The following is a 24,322-nucleotide window of genomic DNA, read 5'->3' as shown; positions in this document are numbered from 1 at the left end:
TCCTACCTATTCTGCGGCGGCAGCAGCCGCCTGTTTCTTGGCACGCTTGCGATCCTCCGGATGGAGGAAGCGCTTGCGCAGACGGATCGACTTCGGGGTCACCTCGACCAGCTCGTCGTCCTCGATGTAGGCGATCGCCTGCTCGAGCGACATGCGGCGGGGCGGAGTGAGCCGCACCGCCTCGTCCTTGCCGGCGGCGCGGATGTTGGTGAGCTGCTTGCCCTTCAGCACGTTGACGTCGAGGTCGTTGCCGCGGCTGTGCTCGCCGATCAGCATGCCCTCGTACACCGCCGTGCCCGGATCGATGAACATCGGCCCGCGCTCCTCGAGGTTCCACAGCGCATAGGCCACCGCGGTGCCCTCGGCATTGGCGATCAGCGCGCCGTTGCGCCGGCCCGGGATCGGGCCGCGATAGGGCCCGTAATTGTGGAACAGGCGGTTCATCACGCCGGTGCCACGGGTGTCGGTCAGGAACTCGCCGTGATAGCCGATCAGGCCGCGCGACGGGGCATGGAACACCAGCCGGGTCTTGCCGGCACCCGACGGCCGCATGTCCTGCAGCTCGCCCTTGCGGGTCGAGATCTGCTCGACCACGACGCCGGTGTAGGCGTCGTCGACGTCGATCACGACCTCCTCGATCGGCTCGAGCCGCTGGCCGGTCACCGGATCGTTCTCGAACAGCACGCGCGGACGGCCGACGGCGAGCTCGAAGCCCTCGCGGCGCATGGTCTCGATCAGCACGCCGAGCTGCAGCTCGCCGCGCCCGGCGACCTCGTACGAATCCGTGTTGTCGGTGTCGCGCACGCGGATCGCGACATTGCCCTCGGCCTCGCGCATCAGGCGGGCGCGAATCATGCGCGTCGTCACCTTGTCGCCCTCGCGGCCGGCGAGCGGCGAATCGTTGACCGAGAAGGTCATGGCCAGCGTCGGCGGATCGACCGGCTGGGCGGGCAGCGCCCATTCGACGGCGGGATCGCAGATCGTGTCGGCCACGGTCGCAGTCTTGAAGCCGGCCACCGCCACGATGTCACCCGCCTCGGCCTGGTCGAGCGCCTGGCGCTCCAGGCCGCGGAAGGCCAGCACCTTGGTGACGCGCGCCTGCTCGATCTCGCCGCCGTCGCGGCTCAGCGCCTTCAGGATGGTGTTAGGCCTGAGCACGCCCGACTGGATGCGGCCGGTCAGGATGCGGCCGAGGAAGGAGTCGGACTCGAGCGTCGTCACCAGCATGCGCAGCGGCTTGTCGGCCTCGATGTGCGGCGCCGGCACGTGGCGCAGGATGAGGTCGAACAGCGGCGTCATGTCGACCCGCTCGGCCTCCAGCGAATCGGCCGCCCAGCCCTGCTTGGCCGAGGCGAACAGGGTCGGGAAGTCGAGCTGGCGGTCGCTCGCCTCGAGGGCGGCGAACAGGTCGAACACCTCGTCGTGCACCTGGTGGGCGCGGGCATCGGGTCGGTCGACCTTGTTGATCAGCACGATCGGCCGCAGCCCGAGCCTGAGCGCCTTGCCGAGCACGAACTTGGTCTGCGGCAGCGGCCCTTCGGCGGCATCGACCAGCAGCACCACGCCGTCGACCATCGACAGGATGCGCTCGACCTCGCCGCCGAAATCGGCGTGGCCCGGCGTGTCGACGATGTTGATGCGCACGTCGCGCCACACCACCGAGGTCGCCTTGGCGAGGATGGTGATGCCGCGCTCGCGCTCGAGATCGTTCGAGTCCATCGCCCGCTCGGCGACCTGCTGGTTGTCGCGAAAGGTACCGCTCTGCTTCAGCAGGCAGTCGACGAGGGTCGTCTTGCCATGGTCGACGTGCGCGATGATCGCGACGTTACGGATTTCCATAAATGTGTCCGGGGTTGTTGGGCGCGCTTATACGCACGCTCTATGACGGCGGCAAGGCAGGTTGAGGAGGCGACTTGACGCTGCCACAGTCGAGCCATGCGCAAGCGCTCGGTCACCATCGACGGCCATCGCACCTCGGTGTCGCTCGAGGATGCCTTCTGGACCGAACTGGCGGCGCTCGCCCATGGGCGCAGCCAGTCGCTCAACGCCCTGATCGCCGAGGTCGATCACGCGCGCGCCGCCGGCGGCGGGTCGACCAACCTGTCGAGCGCGCTCAGGCTGCATGTGCTCGAGGCCTTGAAACGCCGGCGGGACGAGACGCGCTGACGCATCGCGGGCCCTCGTTTTGGACCGCGGGCGTCTCGCCCGCTTATGTCATGATCAAATCTTCCGGACCACGGACGTCCCGCCCGCTCATCCTTCATCATCATGAGCGGGCGGGACGCCCGCGGTCCATATGAGGCGCACTGACACACGCACGATCACTCCAGCTTGAACCCCTTGGCGCGCACGAATGCTCCGAAATCGGCCCGTTCCGGCACCGAATATTGCCGGGCCTTGTCCTCCGACCAGCCGTATTCCGCGCTTTCGCCGAACTTCTCGACATAGCGCTGGGTGCGATAGGGCTGCACCGCCTCGCGCCGCTTGTCGTAGGCCGCGATCTTGTCGGCGAGGCCCTGCTCGTCGTAGCGGTCGCGGTGGATGGTGACGTCGAGCCCGAGCCGGGGGCTCATGACGCCCTCGAACGACGGCCAGCCGACACCGAGTGCCGCAACCGGAAACACGTGCTGGGGAAGCCCGAGGATGTCCGAGACCTTGGCGGCATGGTTGCGGATGGCGCTGATCGGGCAGCTGCCCAGCCCCACCCGATCAGCGGCGGCGGTGAAGGTCGCCAGCACGATTCCGGCATCGACCGCGGCGTTGAAGAACGGGTCGAGATAGTCGTTCACGAACGGCCGCTTGCGCCAGTCGAACAGCAGGCGGTGGCGACGGTTGTTGCCGCAGAACACCAGGAAGACCGGCGCCGCCTTGACCCAGGGATTGTCGGGCAGCAGGGCCTCGAGCTTCTCGCGCTGGCCCTTGTCGGACACGATCACGATGTCCCCCTGCTGAAGATCACTCTTGGACGGCGCCGACAGTGCCACCGCGCAGAGCGTGTCGAGCAGCGCCGGATCGACCGGCTTGTCGAGATAGCGCCGGATGACCCGACGGTTGGCCATGTCGGCCAGGACATCGACGCCGCGCGGCTCCTCGGTGAGCGCCGGCGCGGTTCCGAACCGCGCGCGCAGCACGGTCAACAAACGATCGAGCAAGAAAACCTCTCAGCGGCCGAAGATGTTGGGAATTTTGGGGACGGGAATGGGGACGTTCGGGATCGGCACGCCCGGCACCGGAGAGTTCTGCCCGCCCGGCAACACATTACCGACTCCGGGCAGCGTATTCACCATGCCCGGCGGATCCTTGGCGGTGCCGCGCACCACGTTGAGCGACGGCGAGGAGGTCGGGCCGCGCGCGGTGGTGATCAGGTAGGCGGCCGATGGATCCTCGGCGATGGTGAAGGTGATGGTCGTATCGGTCGTCGAGCTCACCAGATTGGTCCGCGTATCGATGTTCGCGGTCGCGCGATTGCCGCGCACGACCAGGCCCTTGTCCGTCAGCACGCCGCCTGCGATGTCGACATGACCCGAGATGGGGCTGTCATGGTTGACGAAGCGGTTCAGCACCAGCGAGATGGCGTTCAGGAGGTTGCCGACGCCGAGATTGCCCTTCTGGCCGATCGCGCCCAGGACGTTGCCCAGCGTGTTGTCGATCACGCCGCTTGCCGCGCCCGTCGCTGCGCCACCGAGGATCTGCAGCGCCTTGTCGGCGCCGACGAAAATGTGGCCGCCGAGATTGGCGCCGCCCGCCAGCGAGCCGCGGATCTGGGCGGCGGTCGCGCCGGCCGCCCGCACCGTGATGCCGTTGGCGTTGAGCCGGCCGTCGATCGTCACCTTGATGGCGCTGCCGAACTGGTTCGAGCCCGACGTGGTGCGCAGCATCTCGCTGAGCGAGATGCCGTTGACGTCGCCCTTGAGGTCGAGCGAGAGCGCCGGCTGGCTGCCGTTGACGACGCCCGAGAAGGCGAGCGAGCCGCTGAACAGGCCGCCCTTGAAATGGCCAATGGTGAGGACGCCGTCCTTGAGGGTGGCCGCCAGGTCGGCGTTGGCGATGCGCATCGGCGCGCTGATCAGGGTCCCGGCCTGCAGCCTGAAGCTGCCGTCGACGCTGCGCAGCGGCCCGGTGTCGATCGGCTTGGCTGCGGCCGCCGGCTTGCCGCGACCTGCGGGTCGCGCCGCCGGCGCGCCGCCGATCCGGTCGAGATCGAGTGTCGCCGCCTTGAGGTCGGCCACGATGTTGGGCCTGGCGCCGGCCAGGGCGACATCGACCGCGCCTCCGAGAGCCTGGCCGTTGAGCGTGATATTGCCCTTGTAGCCGACCGACTTCAGCGCCCCCTGGGCCGCCCCGGGCAGCGAAAGCGTGCCGCTCGCCCGCACGCTCTGGCCCATTCCGGTCACCGTGAACTCTCGCAGCGCGAGCTGCTCGAGGGTGCCTGAAACGCCGCCGCTCGCGGCCACCAGACCGAGCCCGGACGGCGCGGTGGTGCCGGCAAGCTTGAGGACGCGCCCCATGTCGGGCGCCTCGAAATTGAAGGCGATGTCGGGCCGCGGCATCGCCGACTGGAAATTTGCGACCGAGCCGCGCACCGCCAGCCGGGCGCCCACGAGGTTGCCGACCTTGATGTCGTTCAGGCGCAGCGTCGTACCCTGCAGGGCGATGTCGACATCGATGCCGCCGATCGTGTCCTTGCGATAGATCAGCTTGGCGACCTTGGCCTTGAGTGCAACCGTCGGGCCGGCGACCGCCGGACCGGCCGGCTTGGCCGCCGCCGAAGCAGGCTTCTGCGGCGGCGGCGCCAGGTAGGAATCGAGATCCATCGTGTCGATGTCGACGCTGACTGCGATCGCCAGGGGCACGCCGAGTGTCACGGTGATGCCGCCGGTACCCTTGAGATCGTCGACCTCGAAGGTGACGCCGCTGACCTGCACCTTGCCGCCGCTCGACGCCATGCGGCCCTTGACGTTGAGCCGGTTGAGCTTGCTCTGCGGCACCGAGGCGACGTCGACCTCGAGCCAGGCAAGGGTTTCGCGCAGCTTGGGACCGACCAGGCTGAACTCGCCCGACACGGTGGGCCGCGCCGGGTCGCCCGACAGGGTCGAGCGCGCCTGCAGCACCATGTCGCCGGGCAGCGTCGCCGTGAGCTTCGGGACAGCGACCGCGCCGCCCTTGGCGTCGAGTTCCAGCGCGACGTTGCGCACGGGCTTTTTGTTGTAGATCAGCTCGCCGATCTCGAGCATCGCTTTGAGGGTGAGATTGGCCGGCAGGCCGCCTGACGATGCCGCAGGTGCCGCCGGCGTGGCGGTCGCCGGCCTCGCCGCCGCGGAGGGTGCAGCGGCTTGCGACATCACCGCCAGCGTGCGATCGAAATCGATCTTGGGCAGCGCGAGCCTGGCATCGATCGCCAGTTCCGGCTTCATCGACACGGACACCGAGCCCGAGCCGCTGTCCTGCCCGAGCACGACCTTGAAATTCTTGGCCGCGAAGGCAGCCTGCGACGCCTCGATGCCACCGTCGAAGCTGAACTTGCCGACGAGCAGCGGCGGCAGCACCGGCTCGGGCTGTCCGACCAGCTTCGACAGGGTGCCGACGAACGCAGATAGGGACTCGGCGGCTGCAGAGGCCGTGCCGGCCAGGCGCGCGTTCGGACCGAGCTCGCTCAGCGTACCCTTGAAGGCCAGCCGCCCACCGCCGACCTGCAAGGACAGGTCGGCGCTGTGGCCGGACTGCCCCCTGGGGCCGACGGCGAGGTCGACGGCGAGCGGCGAGCCGTTCACCGTGGCGCTGCCGGCCAACGAATAGGGCCCGTCGAGCGAGCCGACCGAGGCGGTGAAGTTGGCCTTCTCGGCGACCACCGAGAGGCCCGCCTTGGCGTCGCTGAAGATCAGCGTGCCGTTATCGATGGTGAGCCGGCCGAGCGACAGCGGCCGGGCCGGGCCGGGCTTGGGCGCCGCCGGCTTGGCCTCCGCAACCGATGGCGTGAACTCCCAGTTCGGCTTGCCGGCGGCATTGACCTCCAGGACGATCTTGGGCTCGACCAGAGTCACCTCGTCGACCTCGATGCCGCCACTCAGGAGGGGCAGGATGGCCGGCTTCACCGTGACCGACTTGACCTCGACCATATTGGCGTTCTTCGAGCCCGGCGCGTTGAAGAATTTCACGCCCTGGACCGTGACAACCGGGCTCGGCAACAGTGACAGCTCGATCGGCCCGTCGATCAGCAGCTCGCGGCCGGTCGCCTTCTTCACTTCGGCGGCGATCTGCGGCTTGAAGGCGTTGACGTCGATGAAGAACGGGAGGGCGATCAGCACGACGACCAGGAGGGCGATGACGCTACCGCTGCCGATCAGGACTTTCTTGCGAAGCGAACTGGCCATGACCCGCTCCTGTACCCGGAGTCATGCTAAGAGTAGCGCATCGGCGCCCGACACGGCATAGACTTCTGGCGTTATTCCACAGGCGAGACGAACGATGGCGGAGATCGTCAACCTGCGACGCGCCCGCAGGGACAAGGCACGGCGCGACCGCGAGAACGAGGCCGACGCCAACCGGCGCCGCTTCGGCCGCACCAAGGCCCAGAAAGCTGCCGACAGGCAGGACGAGGAACGCGCGCGCCGCACGCTCGACGGCAAGCTGATCGAGAAGGAGTGACGGCTCTCGTTGATGCCGACCGCGGGGCCTCTCCCGGACCGCGGGCGCCCTCCCGGACCGCGGGCGTCTCGCCCGCTCGGATTCATGAGCGGGCAAGATGCCCGCGGTCCAAAAAGGCGGATCGCGGGCTCTCTCCCGGACCGCGGGCGTCTCGCCCGCTCGGATTCATGGGCGGGCAAGATGTCCGCGGTCCAAAAAGGCGGATCGCGGGCTTTCTCCCGGACCGCGGGCGTCTCGCCCGCTCGGATTCATGAGCGGGCAAGATGTCCGCGGTCCAAAAAGGCGGATCGCGGGCTTTCTCCCGGACCGCGGGCGTCTCGCCCGCTCGGATTCATGGGCGGGCAAGGAGAGCTCCTCGGGATACTTTTCACGCCCGAATTTTGCGTCATTTGCGTCTTTGCGTCAGCGCCCCTTTGGAATCAAAGGCTTGCGATTGACGCAAATGACGATGTGGAAGGTGGCTTTGTGTCAGTCGGGCGTTTTCCGTCAGCTTCGCTCGCAGGCACGACGAACAGCCGAACCGCCCGCGGGCGCCGAAGCGGCCGAAAACGGCCTCGGCTGCAAGCCCGACCATGCGCATGATCCATCCTCCATGATGCCGCGCAGTCACCGGCAACCGATCGCCGCCAGCTCTCGCCAAGCTAGACGAGATTTGCGCGACGTCAACCCGGCTCCCCCCGGAATGCGCCAAGAACCACCCCAATCCGGTCCAGGCTGAGACGTGTCCACTCCGCAGCAACCGCATCGGGACGACTCATCCCAAAAACGGGAATTGCGCTCACGAACCTGGGTTCATCAACGCCCGGCGCGATTGACGGCGAGGCGCTCGAAGAAGGCGCGTGTTGCCTGGTCGGCGCCGGGGCCGGCCACGGCGCGCACGTTGGTGAGCTCCATGCGCTGGCCGGTGTCGGCGTCGATCAGCACCGGATCGAGCGGCCGGCCGTCGGTGCGGTTCACCAGCTCCATGGGCTTGCCGCTGCGCGCCGCGGCGCCGTAGCGATCGCCCCACTGCTTCAGTCCGACGATCACGCCGAACAGCGCCGCGCCCTTGTCGGTCAGCCTGTATTCGTGACGCAGCGGCCGTGTCTGGTAGGCGATCTTGCGGAAGATGCCGACCTCGACGAGCTTTTTCAGACGCACCGTCAGCACGTTGCGGGCGATGCCGAGATTTTCATGGAAGTCGTCGAAGCGGCGCACGCCGTAGAAAGCGTCGCGCACGATCAACAGCGTCCAAGGTTCGCCGACGATATCGAGCGCCGACGCGATCGAGCAGTTCATCTGTTCGTACGATGTCCGCCGCATGACGGTAATCTATAGGCCGGCCGAACGGCCGCGCAATTGCCCCACTCAACTTCGGGACGCAGGGCTGAGCAGCATCGACGCCGGCCAGGGTGGCATGGACACCCGACTCGAGCACCGACACGCCCCAGCACGACGCCCGGCACGAGGTGGGGGCAAGGCTGCGCACGCCGGAAAGGTTGAGGTTCCGCCAGGCCAACAATGACAATGCCGGAGAAGGTCAGGGCGACCGGCGTCAGGTGGCCGGTGCGGAACGCCGCAATGATGACGACGGCCCCTGGTCATCGGCAATGGCGAGTGTCGTCAGGAAGAGGAGATGTCGCCACGAGCCCCACAGCAAAACGCCCGAGCCTTGCGGCCCGGGCGTCTCGACGATCAATCGATCGGTGAGTGCTACTCGCGTTCCTGTCCGAGGAAGGCCATGAGGAACTGGAACAGGTTCACGAAGTCGAGGTAGAGGCTCAGAGCGCCAAACACCGCGACCTTCTCCAAGGTGTCAGTGCCCCAGGCCTCGGCATACTGCTCCTTGATCTTCTGGGTGTCGTAAGCGATCAGGCCCGAGAAGATCAGCACGCCGACGGCCGAGATGACGAAGCTCATCGTGCCGGACGGCCAGATCATGTTGACCAAGCCGGCCAGGATCAGGCCGATCAGTCCCATGAACAGGAACTTGCCCATCGCCGACAGGTCGCGCTTGGTGGTGTAGCCGTAAAGGCTCAGCGCACCGAACGCGGCCGCGGTGATGAAGAACGTGCGGGCCACCGATGCGCCGGTGTAGCGGAACAGCAGCAGCGACATGCTGACGCCCATCAGGGCCGTCACAGCCCAGTAGACGGCCTGTATCGCGCCCACGCTCATCGACGCCGCCCGGAACGAGACGAGCAGCAGCAAGCCGAGCGGCGCGAAGATCGCGATCCAGCCGAGCATGTTCAGGCCAACGACGCGCGTGCCCTGCACTTGGAAGAACAAGCCGGCAAGCTCGGCCGAGCTGAACAGGCCAACGGCCACGATGCCCGACAGGGCGAGCCCCGAGGCCATGTAATTGTAGACGCGCACCATGTGGGCGCGCAGGCCGACATCGAACGCTGCCTGGTCGGCAACAGTGCCGGCGCGGTTGAACATTCCGAAGTTGGTATTCGCCATTTGCTCCTCAGCCTCCACGGGGCCTCGTTGGCGAGCCCCATTGCCCGTCAATTTGGTCACTCAGACCGTATGAATCAATAGTCTTTAGAGCCGCAAAGGTTGCGAATCGTTTACAAATTACAGAGATTTATTGGTCATTCATTGCGCAGTAACGCGAGCGGCCGCTGGCGCAGGGCGCCCAGCGTGCCGGCCAGCCCGAAGGCCAGGGTCAGCGCCGTGGCGCCCACGGCGACCGCCACAGCGACGGCCGGCAAAAACGTCCAGTCCAGCCCCATCAGGCGATTGATCACGAAGTACGCGGCCACCGTGCCGACACCCAGCGCCGCCAGCGCGGTGGCGATGCCGAGAGCGGCAAACTCCCAGGCGAAGATGCCCGCGATGCGCGCCCGCGTGGCGCCCAGCACCTTCATCACCACGGCCTCGTGCACCCGCCGCTGCTGGGTCGCCAGCATGGCGCCGGCCAGCACCAGCACGCCGGCCAGGATGCTGAGGAAGCCGATGACCCGGCTTGCCAGGCCGATATTGCCCAGCACGCCCGCCGCGGTCTCGATGGCGTCGCGAATGCGCACCACGGTGACGTTGGGGAACTGGTCGGTGACGGCGGCGAAGATCGCATCCTCGGCTCCCGGCTTGGCCTTCACCGTGGCGAGGAACGTGTGCGGCGCCTTGTCGAGCAGGCCGGGCGAGTAGACGAACACGAAATTGATGGCGAGCGTCGTCCATTCGATGCGCCGCAGCGAAGCGATCGTCGCCTCGATGTCGCGGCCCAGCACGTTCACCGTGATCGTGTCGCCGAGACCCAGACCGAAGGCGCGGGCCAGCCCCTCGTCGAACGAGATGAGCTGCGGCCCGCGATAGTCCGGCGGCCACCATTGGCCGGCGACGATGCGCGAGCCCTCGGGCGGCGTCGCCGAGTAAGTGACGCCGCGATCGCCTTCGACCGCCCAGCGCGCCTCCGACGGCACTGCGATCTCGCTCACCGGCTTGCCGCCGATCTTGACGATGCGGCCGCGCAGCGACGGCACCTTGTCGAGCGGGCCGGCGCCGGGAATGGCGGCCAGCGTCTTCTCGAATTCGGCGATCTGGCTCGACTGGATGTCGACGAAGAAGAACGCCGGCGCGTCGCTCGGGATGCGCCGCGTCAGCTGCTCGCGCAGATTGCCCTCGATCAGCGCCGTCGCCACCAGCACGGTGAGGCCGAGCCCGAGCGACAGCATGACGATCGGCGTCGGCGCGCCCGGCCGGTGCAGGTTGGCGAGCGCCAGCCTGAGCCCGGCCAGCCGCGGCTTGCCCGCGCGCGCCGCCACAAGCATCAGGAGTCGCGCCAGCAACGGAAAGGCGATGAAGGCACCGACCGCACCGAGCACGAACCAGCCGGCGATGCGCCTGGAGTCGGCGGTGAAGATGGTGAAGGCCGCCAACGCCAGCACCACGGCGAGGATCGGCAGGGCATCGCGCCACGGCAGGCGCCCGGCGACGCCGACCACGGCGCCGCGCATCAGGGTCGCGGCGGGAATGCGGCGCGCCCGCAGGAGCGGCACCAGGGTGAACAGCAGCGCCACCAGGAGGCCGAACGCCCCGGCGACGGCGAGCGGCGCGGCATAGAGCGCGACCCGCGCGCGCACCGGCAGCACGTCGGCGATCAGCGACTGGGCGAGGAACGGCAGCGCCCCGCCGATCACGACGCCGAGCAGCACGCCGAGCAGCGCCAGCGCCGCCAGCTGCACGAAGTAGGTCGAGAAGACCAGGCGCTCGGGCGCGCCGAGGCATTTCAGGATGGCGATGGTGCGCAGCCGGCCGGTGAGGAAGCTCGCGATCGCATTGCCGACGCCGACGCCGCCGACCAGCAGTGAGGACAGGCCGATCAGGCCGATGAACTGGGTCAGCCGGTCGAGCCAGAAGCGGATGCCGCCGCCGGCCTCCGCGAGCCCCCTCACCCGCCATCCGGCGTCGGGAAAGCGGCTCTTCAGCGCCGCGATCGTGGCCTTATCCGACGTTCCCTGCGGCAGGCGCAGGCGGTACTCCCAGTTGAGCAGGCTGCCGGGCTGCACCAGCCCGCTCTCGGCCACCGCCGCGAACGGGATCATCAGGCGCGGGCCGAGGCTTGCGAAGGCGTTCAGCCCGCGATCGGGCTCGCGCGCCAGCACATCGCGCACCTCGACCGTGGCGTCGCCTACGCGCAGGCGATCGCCGAGCGCGAGGTTCATGCGCCTGAGCGCCGACTCTTCGACCACGGCGCCCCACACGCCGTCGCGCTCGGCCAGCGCAGCGCCGAGCGTGCCGCCGCCTTTCAGCTCGATGACGCCGTACAAGGGATAGGCCGCCTCGACCGCCTTCATCTGCACCAGCGTGGGCCGGCCCTCCGGCTTGACCGGCCGCGCCATCGCCCGGCTGTCGATCCAGCGCACGAACTGGCCGCGCGATTTCATGAACTCGATCTGCTCGGGCGTCGCCTCGCGGTAGAGCAGCGAGACCGCGACATCGCCGCCCAGGATCTCGCGCGCGTCGGCCCGCAGTCCTTCCTCGACGGCACGGCTGAAGCTCAGGATGCCGGCGATCGCCGCCACGCCCAGCGCCAGACAGGCCAGGAACAGGCGAAAGCCGGCAAGCCCGCCGCGCATCTCGCGCGCGGCGAGGCGGATGGCGAGCGGCAGGCGCGGGCTTCTCGTCTTGCCCTCCTCCCCAGCTTCGCCGGGGAGGTGCCCCGTCTTGCGGGGCGGAGGGGTCATGGTCATATGGACCGCGGGCGTTCCGCCCGCTCATGTTCATGATCATGAGCGGGCGGGACGCCCGCGGTCCGCATGAGCACGACCATCACTGCGCCGCCAGCGCCGCTGCCGGACGTTCGTCGCTGACCAGCAGGCCGTCGGCGATGCGCAGGATGCGGTCGCAGCGATCGGCCAAGACCATGTCGTGGGTGATCAGGATCAGCGTCGCCTGGTCGGCGCGCGCCAGCTCGAACAGGAGGTCCATGACCTGCTTGCCGGTGCTGCCGTCGAGATTGCCCGTCGGCTCGTCGGCCAGCAGGAGCCTCGGCCGGCCGACGAAGGCGCGCGCCACGGCGACGCGCTGCTGCTCGCCGCCCGACAGCTGCGCCGGATAGTGGCCGATGCGATGGCCGAGCCCGACGCGCCGCAGCGCCGCCTCGGCGAGCGCGAAGGCATCGCCACGGCCAGCGAACTCGAGCGGCAGGGCAACGTTCTCGTGTGCGGTCATGGTCGGGATGAGATGAAAGCCCTGGAAGACGATGCCGATGTGATCGCGCCGCAGGCGCGCCCGCGCATCGTCGTCGAGCGGCCCGAGATCGTGGCCCGCCACTTCGACGCGGCCGGAGCTTGCCCGCTCGAGGCCACCCGCCACCATCATGAGGCTCGACTTACCCGCGCCCGAGGGACCCACCACTGCGGCGATCTCGCCGGCGGCGATGTCCAGGCTCACGCCGCGCAGGATATTGACCGTGCCGGCATCGCTTGCCATGTCGAGATGGACGTCGGAGAGACGGACGATGGGCGCCAAGGCAACGGGTTCCGGAACAGAGGCCATGAGTGTCAAGTCTGCATATGGTCGTTTTGCGGCGATGGTCAATTCGCTGCTGATCACGATTGCGCTGTGCTTTTCGCCTGCCCATGCACAAAATGCGCCGAGCAAGCCGGCCACGCCGGTCAAGCTCGCCTTTCTGGGCGACAGCCTGGCCGCCGGCTATGGGCTCAAGCCCGACCAGGCGATCCCCGCCCGCCTCGAGGCGGCGCTGAAGGCGGCCGGCCGCAACGTCACGGTGATCAATCACGGCGTGTCGGGCGACACCACCGCGGGCGGCCTCTCCCGGGTCGACTGGATGCTGGCCGACAAGCCCGACATCGTGATCGTCGAGCTGGGCGGCAACGATGCGCTGCGCGCCCTCGATCCGGCAGCGACCGAGCGCAACCTCGACGCCATCATCGGGAAGCTGAAGCGGGCCGGTGTGACGGTATGGCTGGCCGGCATGCTGGCGCCGCGCAACTTCGGCCCGGAGTACGCCAAGCAGTTCGACGGCGCCTTCCAGCGCCTCGCCGACAAGCACGGCGTGCCGTTCTATCCGTTCTTTCTCGACGGCGTCGCCCAGGATCCGGCGCTCAACCAGCCGGACGGAATCCATCCCAATGCCAAGGGCGTCGACATCGTCGTCGCCCGTCTCCTGCCCTTCGTCACCCGAAACCTCGACGACTATGCCGCGTCTGTTCGTCGCCCTGCCCGTCCCTGACGAGATCGCCGACGAGCTCATGGCGCTGCAGTCGGGCGTGCCCGACGCGCGCTGGCTGCCGCCGGAGAACCTGCACGTCACCTTGTGCTTCGCGGGCGAAGTGCAGGGTGCCGTCATGCGCGACCTCGAGGAGGAGCTGGCCGACATCGCCGGCCCGCGCTTCGCCGTGGCGCTCGCCGGCGTCGAGCAGTTCAGCAGCGGCAAGCAGCCGCGCGCGCTGGTCGCCACCGTCGAGCGCAGCGACCGGCTCGACTGGCTGCAGCAGAAAGTGGCAACGGTGGCACGCAACTGCGGCATCGAGGTCGAGCGCCGCAAGTACCGCCCCCACGTCACCCTGGCGCGCTTCGGCAACGGTGCTGAGACCGGCCACCACCTGGCGCAGTTCATGGCCAGCCATTCGACCTTCAGGGCCGGCCCGTGGATCGCCGACCATTTCGCGCTCTACTCCAGCCGCACCGGCCGCAACGGCTCGATTTACACCGAGGAGGCGGCGTACGCGCTGACGTTTTGACTCTTCGCTGGGCGCGCGCCATTCCGTGTCGCTCATGCGGACCGCGGGCGTTCCGCCCGATGACGGGGGGAGGAAAAGAGGATGTCTGCACCTCGTCAGTGCCCAGATGACAGCAAGGACGCATGAGCGGGCGGGACGCCCGCGGTCCACATGAGCATGAGCGCCACGGGAGCGGCGCGCCCCCAGCGGTTCCTACGGCTTCAGCTCGATGTCCTCGTTCGAGGCGAACGGGCTCATCCAGACGTCGGTGATCGTGTGCTTGGCGATGCGCGGGCCGATGCCGATCAGGACGCGCAGGTCCATGACCGGCGCGAACATCGCACGCTCGATCGTGAGCTTCTGGATCTCGTGGAGCAGCGCCTCGCGCCGCTTGACGTCGCGCTCCGACGCCTGGCGCTGGAACAGCTCGTCTATGTCGGGATAGCCGCCGTAGGCGTAGGCACCCTTCGACTGGATAAACGACTCGACCCGGCTCGCGGCGTTGCCGGAATTGCCGACCGCGGTCATGAACAGGCCGCGCAGCTTTTTCTCCCGCCAGGCGGCATAGAAGGCCGCGCGTTCCATCGGCCGCTGACGGACGCGGATGCCGGCGGCGTTGAGGTCGTTCACGACGGAGTCGGCCACTGTCGGGAAACCCGGGATCGCCGCGAACTCGCCGCCGTCGATCCCCTTGGGATAGCCGGCCTCGGCGAGCAGCTTCTTCGCCTTGCTGGGATCATACGGAGGCGGATCGACCTGAAGCGCGAAGTCCATGACGCGCGGCACGATCACGCCAGCCGGCGGGCAAAAGCCCAGGCACGCCGCCTCGTTGATCCGCTTGCGGTCGAGCGCCAGATTCACCGCCTGGCGAAGCCGCTTGTCGTGCCACGGCGAGGCGGCGTCCCATTGCTCCGTCATCTCGATCCAGAAGATCGATGCGTGCTTGGACGACACCACCTTGAAGCGCGAATCGCGTTGGATATCCTCGGCCTCGGGACCGTCGAGCACATAGGCGATGTCGGCTTCGCCGGTCTTCAGCATGACGGCGCGCGCCGTCGCCTCGGGAACGCTCTTCATGATCACGGTCTTCACGGCCGGCACGCGACGCCAGTAGGCGGGAAACGCCTCCAACTCGACCTCCACGCCGGGCTTGCTGCCGACGAACTTGTACGGGCCGGCGCCGACCGGCTTCTTGCGGAAGTTCTCCTCGCCGACCTGGGTCAGGTAGTTCTTGGGCACGACGAGGCCCGCCGCCGTCGCGGTCGTGCCGTAGAAGGTCATGAAGTCAGGCCACGGCGCCTTCAGATGGAAGCGCACCACCCGGGCATCGACGATCTCGACGCGGTCGACCGCGTCGTGCAGGATCTTGGCGCCCGCGCCCTTGTAGCGCTCGAAGCTGAACTTCACGTCCTCCGTGGTCACCGGATCGCCGTTGTGGAACGTGAGGCCGGGACGCAGCTTGAACTCGTAGGTCTTGCCGTCCGGGCTTTCCTGCCACGACTCGGCGAGACTCGGGCCCATCTTTTGCCCGGGATAGGGCCGCACGAGCGCGTCGTGGATGGCGTAGAGCATGCCGAACGGCGTGATCTGCGGCGGCGCGCTCGACGGATCGAACCAGCTCGGCGAGATCGTCACATGCCAGGCGATTGTCACGCGGCCCGCCGGCGACCCGGCGGCAACAGGCGACGCCAAACCGAGGGCGATGCCGAGGACAAGGAAGGAACGGAAAACCACGCGACGCAACTGCCAAGATCGGCACGCCGTCATGAGACCCTCCCAGAGCGAACGCGGTCGTACTACTGGAGCGGTTCAGGAAGGATGATGGGGAGTTTTCGCCGAGTCAATCGAGCGCCCGGGAGGACGCGCATCCCCTTTTCCTCTCCCGTCATCGCCGTATGACGGGGGAGGTGCCCCGTCAGTGGCGGTGGGGGAAAGCCTCAGTCGAGATGGTTCGGAGTCCGACGTTGGAATCGGAAAAATCTCGACTGCAGCCTTCCCCCGGCCCTTCGGGCCTCCTCCTCCGATTACGGGGGAGGGATATGCGTGCTCCGTCAGCCACGCCGCGCAGCCTCGATGGCGGCGACATCGATCTTCTTCATGTCCATCATCGCATCGAAGGCGCGCTTTGCTTCGGCACCGCCGGCGGCCATCGCCTCCATCAGCACGCGTGGCGTGATCTGCCAGGAGATGCCCCATTTGTCCTTGCACCATCCGCACGCGCTCTCCTGGCCGCCGTTGCCGACGATGGCGTTCCAATACCGATCGGTCTCCTCCTGATCCTCGGTGGAGATCTGGAACGAGAACGCCTCGGTGTGCTTGAACGCCGGTCCACCGTTGAGACCGAGGCAGGCAACGCCCGCGACCGTGAACTCCACCGTCAACACATCGCCCTTCTTGCCGGACGGATAGTCGCTGGGTGCACGATGGATCGCCCCGACCGCGCTGTTGGGAAACGTCTTTGCGTAGAAGCGGGCGGCCGCCTCGGCATCCTTGTCGTACCAGACGCAAATCGTGTTCTTGGCGATTGCCATTACCAGTCCTTTCGCTTGAAGCCGAACTTGTGTCCCAGCACTTGCCCGCCGGGATTAGGAGAGCAACCGCGGACAACCACTGGAAGTTCCCGCGGCTGTTTAACCCTTTCTACGCCGGCTGGGTGGCGGGGCGCGCCGAGGGATAGGGCGGGAACAGGAGCGCGATCGCCATGGCGCCGAAGCCGATGCCGGCGGAGGCGATGTAGAGCCAGCCGTAGCCGCCGGTCGTGTCGAAGATCCAGCCGCCGACCACCGGCCCGAGCGCCATGCCGAGACTCGAGAAGATGGTCGACGCGCCGAGCACCGTGCCCATGATGCGCATCGGGAAGTATTCGCGTGCGATCACGGCGTAGAGCGGCATGATGCCGCCATAGATCAGGCCGAACACCGCCGCCACGGCGTAGAACTCGCCGAGCTGGCGCACGAAGAAGTAGGCGCCCGCGCCCAGCGCCTGGGCGAACAGGCCGATCACCAGCACCCGCTTGGCGCCGAAACGATCGCCTGCCAGGCCGAACAGGATGCGCCCGCCCAGGCCGGCCAGGCCCTCGACGCTGTAGATGGTGACCGCCGCCATCATCGGCAGTCCGCAGGCAATGGCGTAGCTCACCGTGTGGAAGATCGGGCCGGAATGGGTGGCACAACAGCAGAAATAGGTGAGCGACAGCACCCAGAATTGCGGCGAACGCAGCGCCTGGCCCGCCGTCATGTCGGAATCGGCGGCGCCCATCGTCACGCCCGATGTGGGTGCGATGCGCTCGCGCGCGTCCGGTTGCGGCGGCGGACGGCGCACGAGGAAAGCCGTCGGCACCAGCACCGCCCAGGCGACGATGGCGATCACGAACTGGGCTGCCTGCCAGTCATAGTGCGTGATCAGCCAGCTCGCGAAGGGCGACACGGTCATGGGCGCCACGCCCATGCCGGCCGACACCAGCGACACGGCGAGGCTGCGGTGCTTCTCGAACCATCCGGTGATGGTGGCGAAGGTCGGCACGAACACCGCGCCGGCAGCACCGCCGACGACGATGCCATAGATCAGCTGGAACTCGATCAGGCTGGTCGCCCGGCTGGCGAGCAGCAGGCCGAGGCCCAGCAGCACGCCGCCGGCCAGCACCACCGGCATCGGCCCGAAACGGTCGGTGAGCGCCCCCCAGCCGAACGACGCGAACCCCATGGCCAGAAAGACGATCGTCATGGCGCTCGAGATGCCGGTGCGCGACCACTGGGTCGCGTCGGCCATCGGCTGCAGGAACACCGCCAGCGAGAACACCGAGCCGATTGCCACGCAGCCCATCAGGGCGCCGGCGGCGACGACGACCCAGCCGTAATAGAGCTTCATCGGGTACTCCTCGAACGGGCTCGGATTACAGTTAACCTTTCGGTTAAGTGATTGCAAGTCCCTCTTCCGTCATCCCTGAAGACGGGCGCCTTCATTCTCCTCCCCAGCTTCGCTGGGGAGGTGTCCGCGTAGTCGCGGACGGAGGGGTCGAGAGCCATGAGTCCCGTTTCATGACTCATGACCCCTCCGTCGCGTATGACGCGACACATCCCCAGCGAAGCTGGGGAGGAGGATGAGAAGAGCGAAGACGCCGATTCACATGTCGCGGGCTGTCGGCGCTACTCGGCTGCGTCGGCGGCGCGCGCCTTGAGATGGCGCACGAGCTGCCGATCGTGCCGGCTCATGGACGACGTTCCGCCAACCACTTCCGGCCAGGGGCGCCAGCGCGGCGCGGTGCCACGCACCTGATCGCCCATCACCGTCACCCGCTCGATCACCCGCTCGCCGACAAAGTCATTGATCACGTAGTGCTGGGTGAAGCGATTGTCCCACATGGCGATGGTGCCGGCCGTCCAGCGGTAGCGGACCGTGAAGGGCGGCTGCTGCACCCAGCGCGTCAGGTAGGCTAGCAGGTGGTCGCTCTCCGGACCGCTCATCTCGACGATCCGGCGCGTGAAGTGCTCGTTCACGTAGAGCGCCTTGCGGCCGCTTTCGCGATCGACGCGCACCACCGGATGGATGGCCATGCGATCCGCCCGATCGTGCGGATGGGCATCGTGCAGCGCGCTCAGCCCGTCGCACAGATGCTTGAGCGGCGGCGACAGGCCTTCGTAGGCGGCGACCAGGTTCGACCACATGGTGTCGCCGCCGACCTCCGGGCACTGCTTCATGTTCAGGATCGACATCAGCGCCGGTCGCGGTAGGAAAGTGAGGTCGGTGTGCCATTCGTCGGCGATGCCGCCCTGGCTCGCCACGAGCCGGAACAACTCGGGGTGTTCCTTGGGCGTGCTCTCCTTCAGGTTCGGATGGCCTTCGAGCAGGCCAAAATGCCGGCCGAACGCGATGTGATCTTCAGCGCTCATGAACTGGGCAGGGAAGAACAGCACCATGTGCTCGTGAAGCAGGCGGCGGATGTCGGCCGCCTCCGTCGCATCGGCCTTGGCCAGGGTCACTCCGGTCACCTCGGCCCCCAACGCCGCCGAGAGGCGCTTCACCTGCCAGTTGCGCGTCGCCATGGCTCCTCCTTTGCTCGCCGTAGCCGGCCGCTATGCAATGTAGCGTGTAACCACCGTTTCGGACCACTCTCGTTGCACCAAGGCCGCCCACGTCATGGTGCTAACCTTGGCACTCTTCCAGGCGTAGACCTCATCGCGATGAGCGGCCTGCAGGGCCGCTCTTCTGTCGTCCTGAGCGCAGCGAAGGACCTCATCGCCGTTTGCCAAAAGTGTGCTTTGAAACTTCTGGCGATGAGATCCTCCGCTGCGCTCAGGATGACAAGAAGTGTGTGCGGGGCGCATGAATTCCTCGACGTGACACCACGATCCGATCAGCCGAGGGCTTTGCGAACCACCGGCAAGACGTCCTTCGCCAGCGCCTCCAGGCTGTCGACGGCATGACGTAGCGTCATCCCGGGCTGGCGGCCCTGGAAGATGAAGTGTTCCAGCGAGAAGCGCGGCAGCCAGTGGATCATCTTGGCGGCGATCTCGCCGGGCGAACCGAGGAACCAGCGGTCCTGCATGAAGGCTTCGGAGAGGTAGAGTGGATTATCGCCGGTGAGTGGCTTGCGCTCGCCGGTCGCGGGGTCGACCCAGGTCTGGCCGGTGCGCTCGGGCGCGTACTGCACGCGATAGACATGGTCGATATAGGGCTGGTGCCGCTTCATCGCATCGGCCGCCGACTCGCCGACCAGGACCTCGCGCATCAGCGCATGCGGCAGCGGACCGGCATTCTGTCGCTCGGCCTCGTCGTCGTACGACTTGATCTGCCGGGCGAGGTGCTGCAGCTCAATCAGTGGCGCCACGATCAGCCCCGCCCTGTAGCGCACGGCGCGGGCGCGGGCCTTCGGGGCGGCGGCGCCGATCCACAACGGCAACGGCCCGGGACTGACCGGTGGCGGCCGCAGCAGGCCGCTCTTCACCTTGTGGATCCGGCCGTCGTAGTCGAAGCGTTCGCCGCGCCATGCCAGCCCCAGGACGTCCAGCGACTCCTCGAAGGCCCGCGTGCGCGTCTTGTAGTTCCAGCCGAAGCTCTCGAACTCGGCCGGGCGGTATCCCTGCCCCAGTCCGATCTCGATGCGCCCTCCCGAGATGTTGTCGACCACCGACAGGTCCTCGGCCAGGCGCAGCGGATGGCCGTGCAGGGGCGCCAGCGCCACGCCCTGGCCGATCCGGCAGCGCGGCGCGGCCGCAGCGAGCGCGGCGCAGGCGACGATGGGCGAAGGGCAATAGCCATCCTCTTCGCCGTGATGCTCGCTGGCCCAGATCGAATCGAAGCCCAGGCGGCTGGCTTCGCTCGCGAGCTCGAGGCTCTCGCGATACGGGGTGTCCCATTTCTCGCCCATCCCAGGATGGACCTGGAAGCTGAGCGAAAGACCGAAGTTGACCACGTTCAGGCTCCGATCTGGCTGTTCCTGCCCAAGCGCCCACGGTACTTGCAAACGGCAAAAATCCCGTCATCCCGACCGAAGCCGAGCGAAGCGAGGCGTAGTGGAGGGACCTTACTTATTGCAAACGGCAAGAAAGGGTCCTTCGACTGCGCCGCCTCTTCGGGGTGACTCCGCTCGGGATGACGGTGTCTTTGCAAATTCGAGCACCCTGAGCCGCTCAGTTCCGGCCTTCGATGCGAAAGCTCGGTGGCGAAATCTCGTCAGCGCTGCGGCCGCGGAAATCGACATAGGGGGCGTTTCGCACGAAGGCATCCTGCGACGTCTGCAGCGAGAACGACAGCGCCTTGTGGTCGATGGTCAGGACAGCGCCGTCCTTCACGACTTGGCGGCCGTCGACGAAGACGTGCCTCACCGCGCGGTCGGCGGCGCTGAACACGAAGCTGCGCAGCGGATCGCGCACCGGCCGCATCCCGGGCGCATCGAGGTCCAGCATTACCAGGTCGGCCTTGGCGCCGACCGCCAGCCGGCCCAGATCGTCGCGGCCGAGGGCGTTGGCACCGCCGATCGTCGCCGCATGGAACAGCTCGGACAGCCATACGCCGCGGACGCTCCGCGCCGCCGCCCGGCCCAGGGTCGAGGCCATTCGCAGCTCCTCGGCCATGTTCTGCGGCTCGGTGTCGGTGCCGATGGCCACGTTCACGCCCTTGCGGATGTAGGTGCCGACATCCTCCATCATCTGGCCGTAGCGCGAGAAGACGACGGGGCAATGGGCGACCGACGTGCCGGTATCCGCCAGCAGGTCGAGGTCGCGCCGCGTCCACCATTGAACCAGCGAATGGTGATCGAGGAAGAGGGCGTGGCCCAGCAGCGTATCGGGACCGAGCAGCCCGTTCTCGTGCATCCACTGCACCGGCGTGACGCCATGGCGGCGCACCATCTCCTGGAACTCGGGGATGTGCTGCGAGCAGTGCACGGTCATCTTGAGCCGGCGCTGCCGGGCGGCGGCGAGGCTGTCGCGCAGCAGCTCGATGCCGCAGGTGTCGATCTGCATCGGCGCGATCATGGCGCTGAGTCGCCCCGAGGGATGGTTCGTCGCGGCATCCACAGCCTCGAGCGCCGTCGCGAAATCTCGGCGTCCTTTCTCGATGTCCCAGAGATAGTCGAGCCGATGACCAGTCGGCACGTGCCACCTGGCATCGCGGTACATCGGCGCGGCTACGGCCCGGATGCCGGTGCCGGCCAACAGATCGAGCCAGCCGTCGTAGGCCACCGCGAGGTCGACGACGGTCGTGGCACCGCTCTTCAGCAGCTCGGCGATGGCGTTCTGCGTCGACGCTGCATTGGCGGCGAGCTGCGCCGTTGCGCCGCCCGCCTGCTCGGTGAGCCCGGAGGTCACGAAGACGGATTTCTCGTCGAGAATGCCGGTCATGTAGAGGGCGGGATTGCCCAGTTCCTCGATCAGGCCGCGGCCTAGGCTCTCCGACTGCAGATGGGTATGCACATTGACCATGCCGGGCATCACGCAGAGCGCGGAGCCGTCGATGATCTGGTCGGCCTTTCCGGTGTAGTCCGGGTCGATATGGACGAGCCGATTGCCGTCGAAGACGACATCGACGTCCTGGCGATAGAAGTGCTGCCCGAGGTCGGCGTCCCACGCGTCCACCCACGCCGCGTTCCTGATGATTACGATCATGCCGCTGTGGCCTCCTGTATGGTTGGCCTGATCCGCCTCATGGCCGGGAGCGCGCTACTCCATGGCGCTCATGCTCTTCTTCCGATCCGCAATCGTGATGTCCGTCATTCCCATGAGCGCCATGGAGTAGCGCGCTCCCGGCCATGAGCGTTGCCCTACACGAACGTCAGCAGTCTCCTAGGATTGCGCACCAGGATGGCGTCGATCTCGTCCTCGCTGTAGCCGCGCTGGGCCATCATCGGCACGACGTTGCGGAAGATGTGGCCGTAGCCGTGGCCGCCGAAGCTCGCCAGCCGGGTGCGGTAGCAGATGTCGTGGCTGATCACGACGCGGTCGAGATGGCCGTGCTCGATCAGGGACCGGATCAGCCGGAGCCGCGTCGCATCGTTGGGCATGTCGATGTCGCTAAGCCCATAATAGCTCGATTCCTGGCCGAACAGGTCGAACTCGACCGTAACTCCTGAATCGGCCAGGCGCAGCAGGCGTTCGAGGTCGAATATCGTGCGGTCGATGTGGCTGATGACGATCCGCTCGGTCGGATGGCCGGCCGCCTTGATGAAGTCGGCGACCTCCTGCGGCTGGTCGGGATCGCGGCCGGGATGGACGTTGATCGCGGCCCCGGTCGCGGCGGCGGCGATCAGGGCGCCCTGCATCACCTTCTTCTCGAGGTCGGTCCACGGCGCCTGGCAGCCGATCTCGCCGATCATGCCGGCGCGCACGTCGGTGCCCCAGGCGCCGGTCAGGATCTGACCAATCATCTCGCCGGCGAAATCGTCGACGCTGCGGCCCTGGTTGCGCGCATCCTGGTAGTCGTTGACGTAGTAGCCGCAGCCCATGATCAGGTGCACGCCGGTGCCGGCGGCGATGCGGCGGAGCCCGTCGGGATCGGGCGAGAGGCCGCCGCAGGTCAGCTCGACGATGGCGTCGCCGCCGTCGTGCTTCATCATCGCCACCTCGCGCGTGGCGATGTCCTCGAGATCGAGCATGTACTTGCGGCCGGCCCGTTTCAGCCCGCGGCCGTAGTTGATCTGCCAGACGTTCTCGAGCGTGATCTCGGGGCCGAGATCGTTGTCGGCGCGCGTGCCGGGCGGACGGATGTCGCACAGCACATGCTCGTGCATCAGCGTCCGGCCCAGTGCGACGGGCTCGATCGGCCCGAGGACAGTCTGGATCTTTCCGGCGAGCTCGTTGCGTGTCATTGCGGCTCCAGCTTGGCAGCTGCGATGACCTTCTTCCACTTGGCATTCTCGGCGACCATGTGCCGGGCAAGCGCCGCAGCATCGCCCGCCAGCTCGGCGGCGCCGGTCTCGCGGATCTTCTTGATGACCGCCTCGCTCCTGATGCCCTTGGTGATCTGATCCGACAGTTTCCCGACGATGTCGGCCGGTGTGCCGGCCGGCGCCGCGACGTACCACCACGGCGCGGCGTCGAAGCCGGGATAGCCCTGCTCGGCGACCGTCGGCACTTGCGGCGCCGAGTACCAGCGCTTGGACGAGCTCACCGCCAGCGCGCGCAGCGCGCCTGACTGGATGTGCTGCAGGTAGGGCGGCAGGTTGTCCATGGTGTCGAGGATGTGGCCGGCCAGCAGGTCCTTCATCACCAGCGAGCTGCCGCGATAGACGACATGCTCGAGCTTGATGCCGGCGAGTTCCGACAGATACTCCATCGCGAGATGCCCGGTGCCGCCGATCGCTGGCGAGCCGTAGCTCACCTTGTTGGGGCCCTGCGCCTTGCAGTAGGCGACGAACTCCTGCAGCGACTTGGCGGGGAAGCTCGGATGGACGGCGAGCACGTTCGCCACCTCGCCGACCAGCGCCACGGGCGCGAAGCTCTTCACGCTGTCGTAAGGCATGTTCTTGTACAGATACTGGTTGGTGACGGCGGTGCCGACCGTGCCGAGCAGCAGCGTGTAGCCGTCGGGCGCTGCCTTGGCGACCAGCTCGGCGCCGACATTGCCGCCCGCCCCGGTCTTGTTGTCGACGATCACCTGCTGGCCCCAAACCTCGGTGAGGTACTGGGCGACGATGCGGCCCAGCAGGTCGGTCGTGCCGGCGGCGGCGAACGGTACCACCATGCGGATCTGCTTGCCGGGATAGGCAGGCTGCGCCCAACCGGCGCGACTCACCATCGGCGCCGCGACGGCAGCAGCAAGCAGCGACCGGCGACGAATCGACTCTGACATGAACGTTCCTCCTGAATGCTGGCGACTTTATAGTTCAGCGAGCGCTTGGCGATGTATGCTCTTTCTCCTCCCCAGCTTCGCTGGGAAGGTGCCCCGTCATACGGGGCGGAGAGGTCAGGCTCTCTTGGACCGCGGGCGTCCCCCCCGCTCATGATCATGATCCATGAGCGGGCGGGACGCCCGCGGTCCGGAAGACCCTGACCCCTCCGTCCGCGAAG

Annotated in this window: 20 protein-coding genes; 4 read left to right on the top strand and 16 right to left on the bottom strand. The window is 67.5% G+C overall.

Translation table 11 applies throughout. From position 1 onward, the window contains the following. Nucleotides 1–6 precede the first annotated feature (6 nt). Complete coding sequence (gene typA / locus AB7O82_RS16195) at nt 7–1,839, bottom strand: translational GTPase TypA (protein ID WP_428551094.1); 1,833 nt, start codon at nt 1,837–1,839, stop codon at nt 7–9. Nucleotides 1,840–1,935: 96 nt separating this feature from the next. On the opposite strand from typA, the gene AB7O82_RS16190 reads away from it, so the two are divergent. Next, the gene (locus AB7O82_RS16190) at nt 1,936–2,166 is read left to right on the top strand and encodes a ribbon-helix-helix domain-containing protein (protein ID WP_428551097.1); all 231 of its coding nucleotides are present in this window, start codon (nt 1,936–1,938) and stop codon (nt 2,164–2,166) included. Between the two features lie 155 nt (nt 2,167–2,321). On the opposite strand, the gene AB7O82_RS16185 is transcribed toward AB7O82_RS16190, so the two are convergent. Together AB7O82_RS16185 and AB7O82_RS16180 are read right to left on the bottom strand one after the other, a co-directional pair. Then, complete coding sequence (locus AB7O82_RS16185; RefSeq protein WP_428551100.1) at nt 2,322–3,152, bottom strand: nitroreductase family protein; 831 nt, start codon at nt 3,150–3,152, stop codon at nt 2,322–2,324. Between the two features lie 9 nt (nt 3,153–3,161). After that, nucleotides 3,162–6,371: an AsmA family protein gene (locus AB7O82_RS16180; RefSeq protein ID WP_428619771.1), complete on the bottom strand. Its 3,210-nt coding sequence runs from the start codon at nt 6,369–6,371 to the stop codon at nt 3,162–3,164. Nucleotides 6,372–6,465: 94 nt separating this feature from the next. Here AB7O82_RS16180 and AB7O82_RS16175 point away from each other — a divergent pair, with 94 nt between their 5' ends. Continuing rightward, nucleotides 6,466–6,645 carry a DUF4169 family protein gene (locus AB7O82_RS16175; protein ID WP_428619770.1) on the top strand — a complete coding sequence of 60 codons (180 nt, stop codon included), beginning with the start codon at nt 6,466–6,468 and terminating at the stop codon, nt 6,643–6,645. Nucleotides 6,646–7,030: 385 nt separating this feature from the next. Here the strand turns inward: AB7O82_RS16175 and AB7O82_RS16170 are convergent, their stop codons facing one another. The 5 genes from AB7O82_RS16170 to AB7O82_RS16150 form a co-directional block, all read right to left on the bottom strand. Next, nucleotides 7,031–7,225, bottom strand: coding sequence for a hypothetical protein (locus tag AB7O82_RS16170; protein WP_428619768.1), 195 nt, complete (start codon nt 7,223–7,225; stop codon nt 7,031–7,033). Nucleotides 7,226–7,440: 215 nt separating this feature from the next. Then, entirely contained in the window at nt 7,441–7,947 is a 507-nt protein-coding gene (locus AB7O82_RS16165; protein WP_428552065.1) for a winged helix-turn-helix transcriptional regulator, read from the bottom strand. A 390-nt stretch (nt 7,948–8,337) separates the two neighbouring features. Then, nucleotides 8,338–9,087: a Bax inhibitor-1/YccA family protein gene (locus tag AB7O82_RS16160; RefSeq protein WP_428552068.1), complete on the bottom strand. Its 750-nt coding sequence runs from the start codon at nt 9,085–9,087 to the stop codon at nt 8,338–8,340. Nucleotides 9,088–9,221: 134 nt separating this feature from the next. Further along, complete coding sequence (locus AB7O82_RS16155; protein WP_428552071.1) at nt 9,222–11,816, bottom strand: ABC transporter permease; 2,595 nt, start codon at nt 11,814–11,816, stop codon at nt 9,222–9,224. An 85-nt stretch (nt 11,817–11,901) separates the two neighbouring features. Beyond that, nucleotides 11,902–12,630 carry an ABC transporter ATP-binding protein gene (locus AB7O82_RS16150; protein ID WP_428552074.1) on the bottom strand — a complete coding sequence of 243 codons (729 nt, stop codon included), beginning with the start codon at nt 12,628–12,630 and terminating at the stop codon, nt 11,902–11,904. Between AB7O82_RS16150 and AB7O82_RS16145 the strand changes: the two genes are divergently transcribed. Both AB7O82_RS16145 and thpR read left to right on the top strand, forming a co-directional pair. Then, the gene (locus AB7O82_RS16145) at nt 12,629–13,327 is read left to right on the top strand and encodes an arylesterase (protein ID WP_428552077.1); all 699 of its coding nucleotides are present in this window, start codon (nt 12,629–12,631) and stop codon (nt 13,325–13,327) included. The two genes, AB7O82_RS16150 and AB7O82_RS16145, sit on opposite strands and share 2 nt — an antisense overlap. After that, complete coding sequence (gene thpR, locus AB7O82_RS16140) at nt 13,293–13,838, top strand: RNA 2',3'-cyclic phosphodiesterase (protein WP_428552080.1); 546 nt, start codon at nt 13,293–13,295, stop codon at nt 13,836–13,838. Before AB7O82_RS16145 ends, thpR begins: the two co-directional genes overlap by 35 nt. Before the next feature lie 192 nt (nt 13,839–14,030). Here thpR and AB7O82_RS16135 read toward each other — a convergent pair whose 3' ends face one another. The 8 genes from AB7O82_RS16135 to AB7O82_RS16100 all read right to left on the bottom strand — a co-directional run bounded on the left by AB7O82_RS16135 (nt 14,031) and on the right by AB7O82_RS16100 (nt 24,104). Next, entirely contained in the window at nt 14,031–15,470 is a 1,440-nt protein-coding gene (locus tag AB7O82_RS16135) for an ABC transporter substrate-binding protein (RefSeq protein ID WP_428552083.1), read from the bottom strand. Between the two features lie 398 nt (nt 15,471–15,868). After that, nucleotides 15,869–16,342 (bottom strand): VOC family protein, encoded by a 474-nt coding sequence (locus AB7O82_RS16130; RefSeq protein WP_428552089.1) that lies wholly within the window; start codon nt 16,340–16,342, stop codon nt 15,869–15,871. 115 nt (nt 16,343–16,457) lie between these two features. Then, the gene (locus AB7O82_RS16125) at nt 16,458–17,684 is read right to left on the bottom strand and encodes an MFS transporter (protein WP_428619766.1); all 1,227 of its coding nucleotides are present in this window, start codon (nt 17,682–17,684) and stop codon (nt 16,458–16,460) included. 278 nt (nt 17,685–17,962) lie between these two features. Beyond that, complete coding sequence (locus tag AB7O82_RS16120) at nt 17,963–18,859, bottom strand: TauD/TfdA dioxygenase family protein (RefSeq protein WP_428555154.1); 897 nt, start codon at nt 18,857–18,859, stop codon at nt 17,963–17,965. 311 nt (nt 18,860–19,170) lie between these two features. Beyond that, nucleotides 19,171–20,229: an LLM class flavin-dependent oxidoreductase gene (locus AB7O82_RS16115; protein ID WP_428555152.1), complete on the bottom strand. Its 1,059-nt coding sequence runs from the start codon at nt 20,227–20,229 to the stop codon at nt 19,171–19,173. A gap of 217 nt (nt 20,230–20,446) precedes the next feature. Continuing rightward, a complete protein-coding gene (locus AB7O82_RS16110) occupies nt 20,447–21,922 on the bottom strand; it encodes an amidohydrolase family protein (RefSeq protein ID WP_428619765.1) in 1,476 nt (491 codons plus the stop codon). A gap of 155 nt (nt 21,923–22,077) precedes the next feature. Further along, nucleotides 22,078–23,121, bottom strand: coding sequence for a phosphotriesterase family protein (locus tag AB7O82_RS16105; RefSeq protein WP_428619764.1), 1,044 nt, complete (start codon nt 23,119–23,121; stop codon nt 22,078–22,080). After that, nucleotides 23,118–24,104: a Bug family tripartite tricarboxylate transporter substrate binding protein gene (locus AB7O82_RS16100; RefSeq protein ID WP_428619762.1), complete on the bottom strand. Its 987-nt coding sequence runs from the start codon at nt 24,102–24,104 to the stop codon at nt 23,118–23,120. Before AB7O82_RS16100 ends, AB7O82_RS16105 begins: the two co-directional genes overlap by 4 nt. Nucleotides 24,105–24,322: the final 218 nt, after the last annotated feature.

Origin of the sequence: Reyranella sp. (genome assembly GCF_050185545.1) — a bacterium.
Taxonomy (GTDB): Bacteria; Pseudomonadota; Alphaproteobacteria; order Reyranellales; family Reyranellaceae; genus Reyranella.
This window is presented reverse-complemented; position numbering and strand designations above follow the sequence as displayed.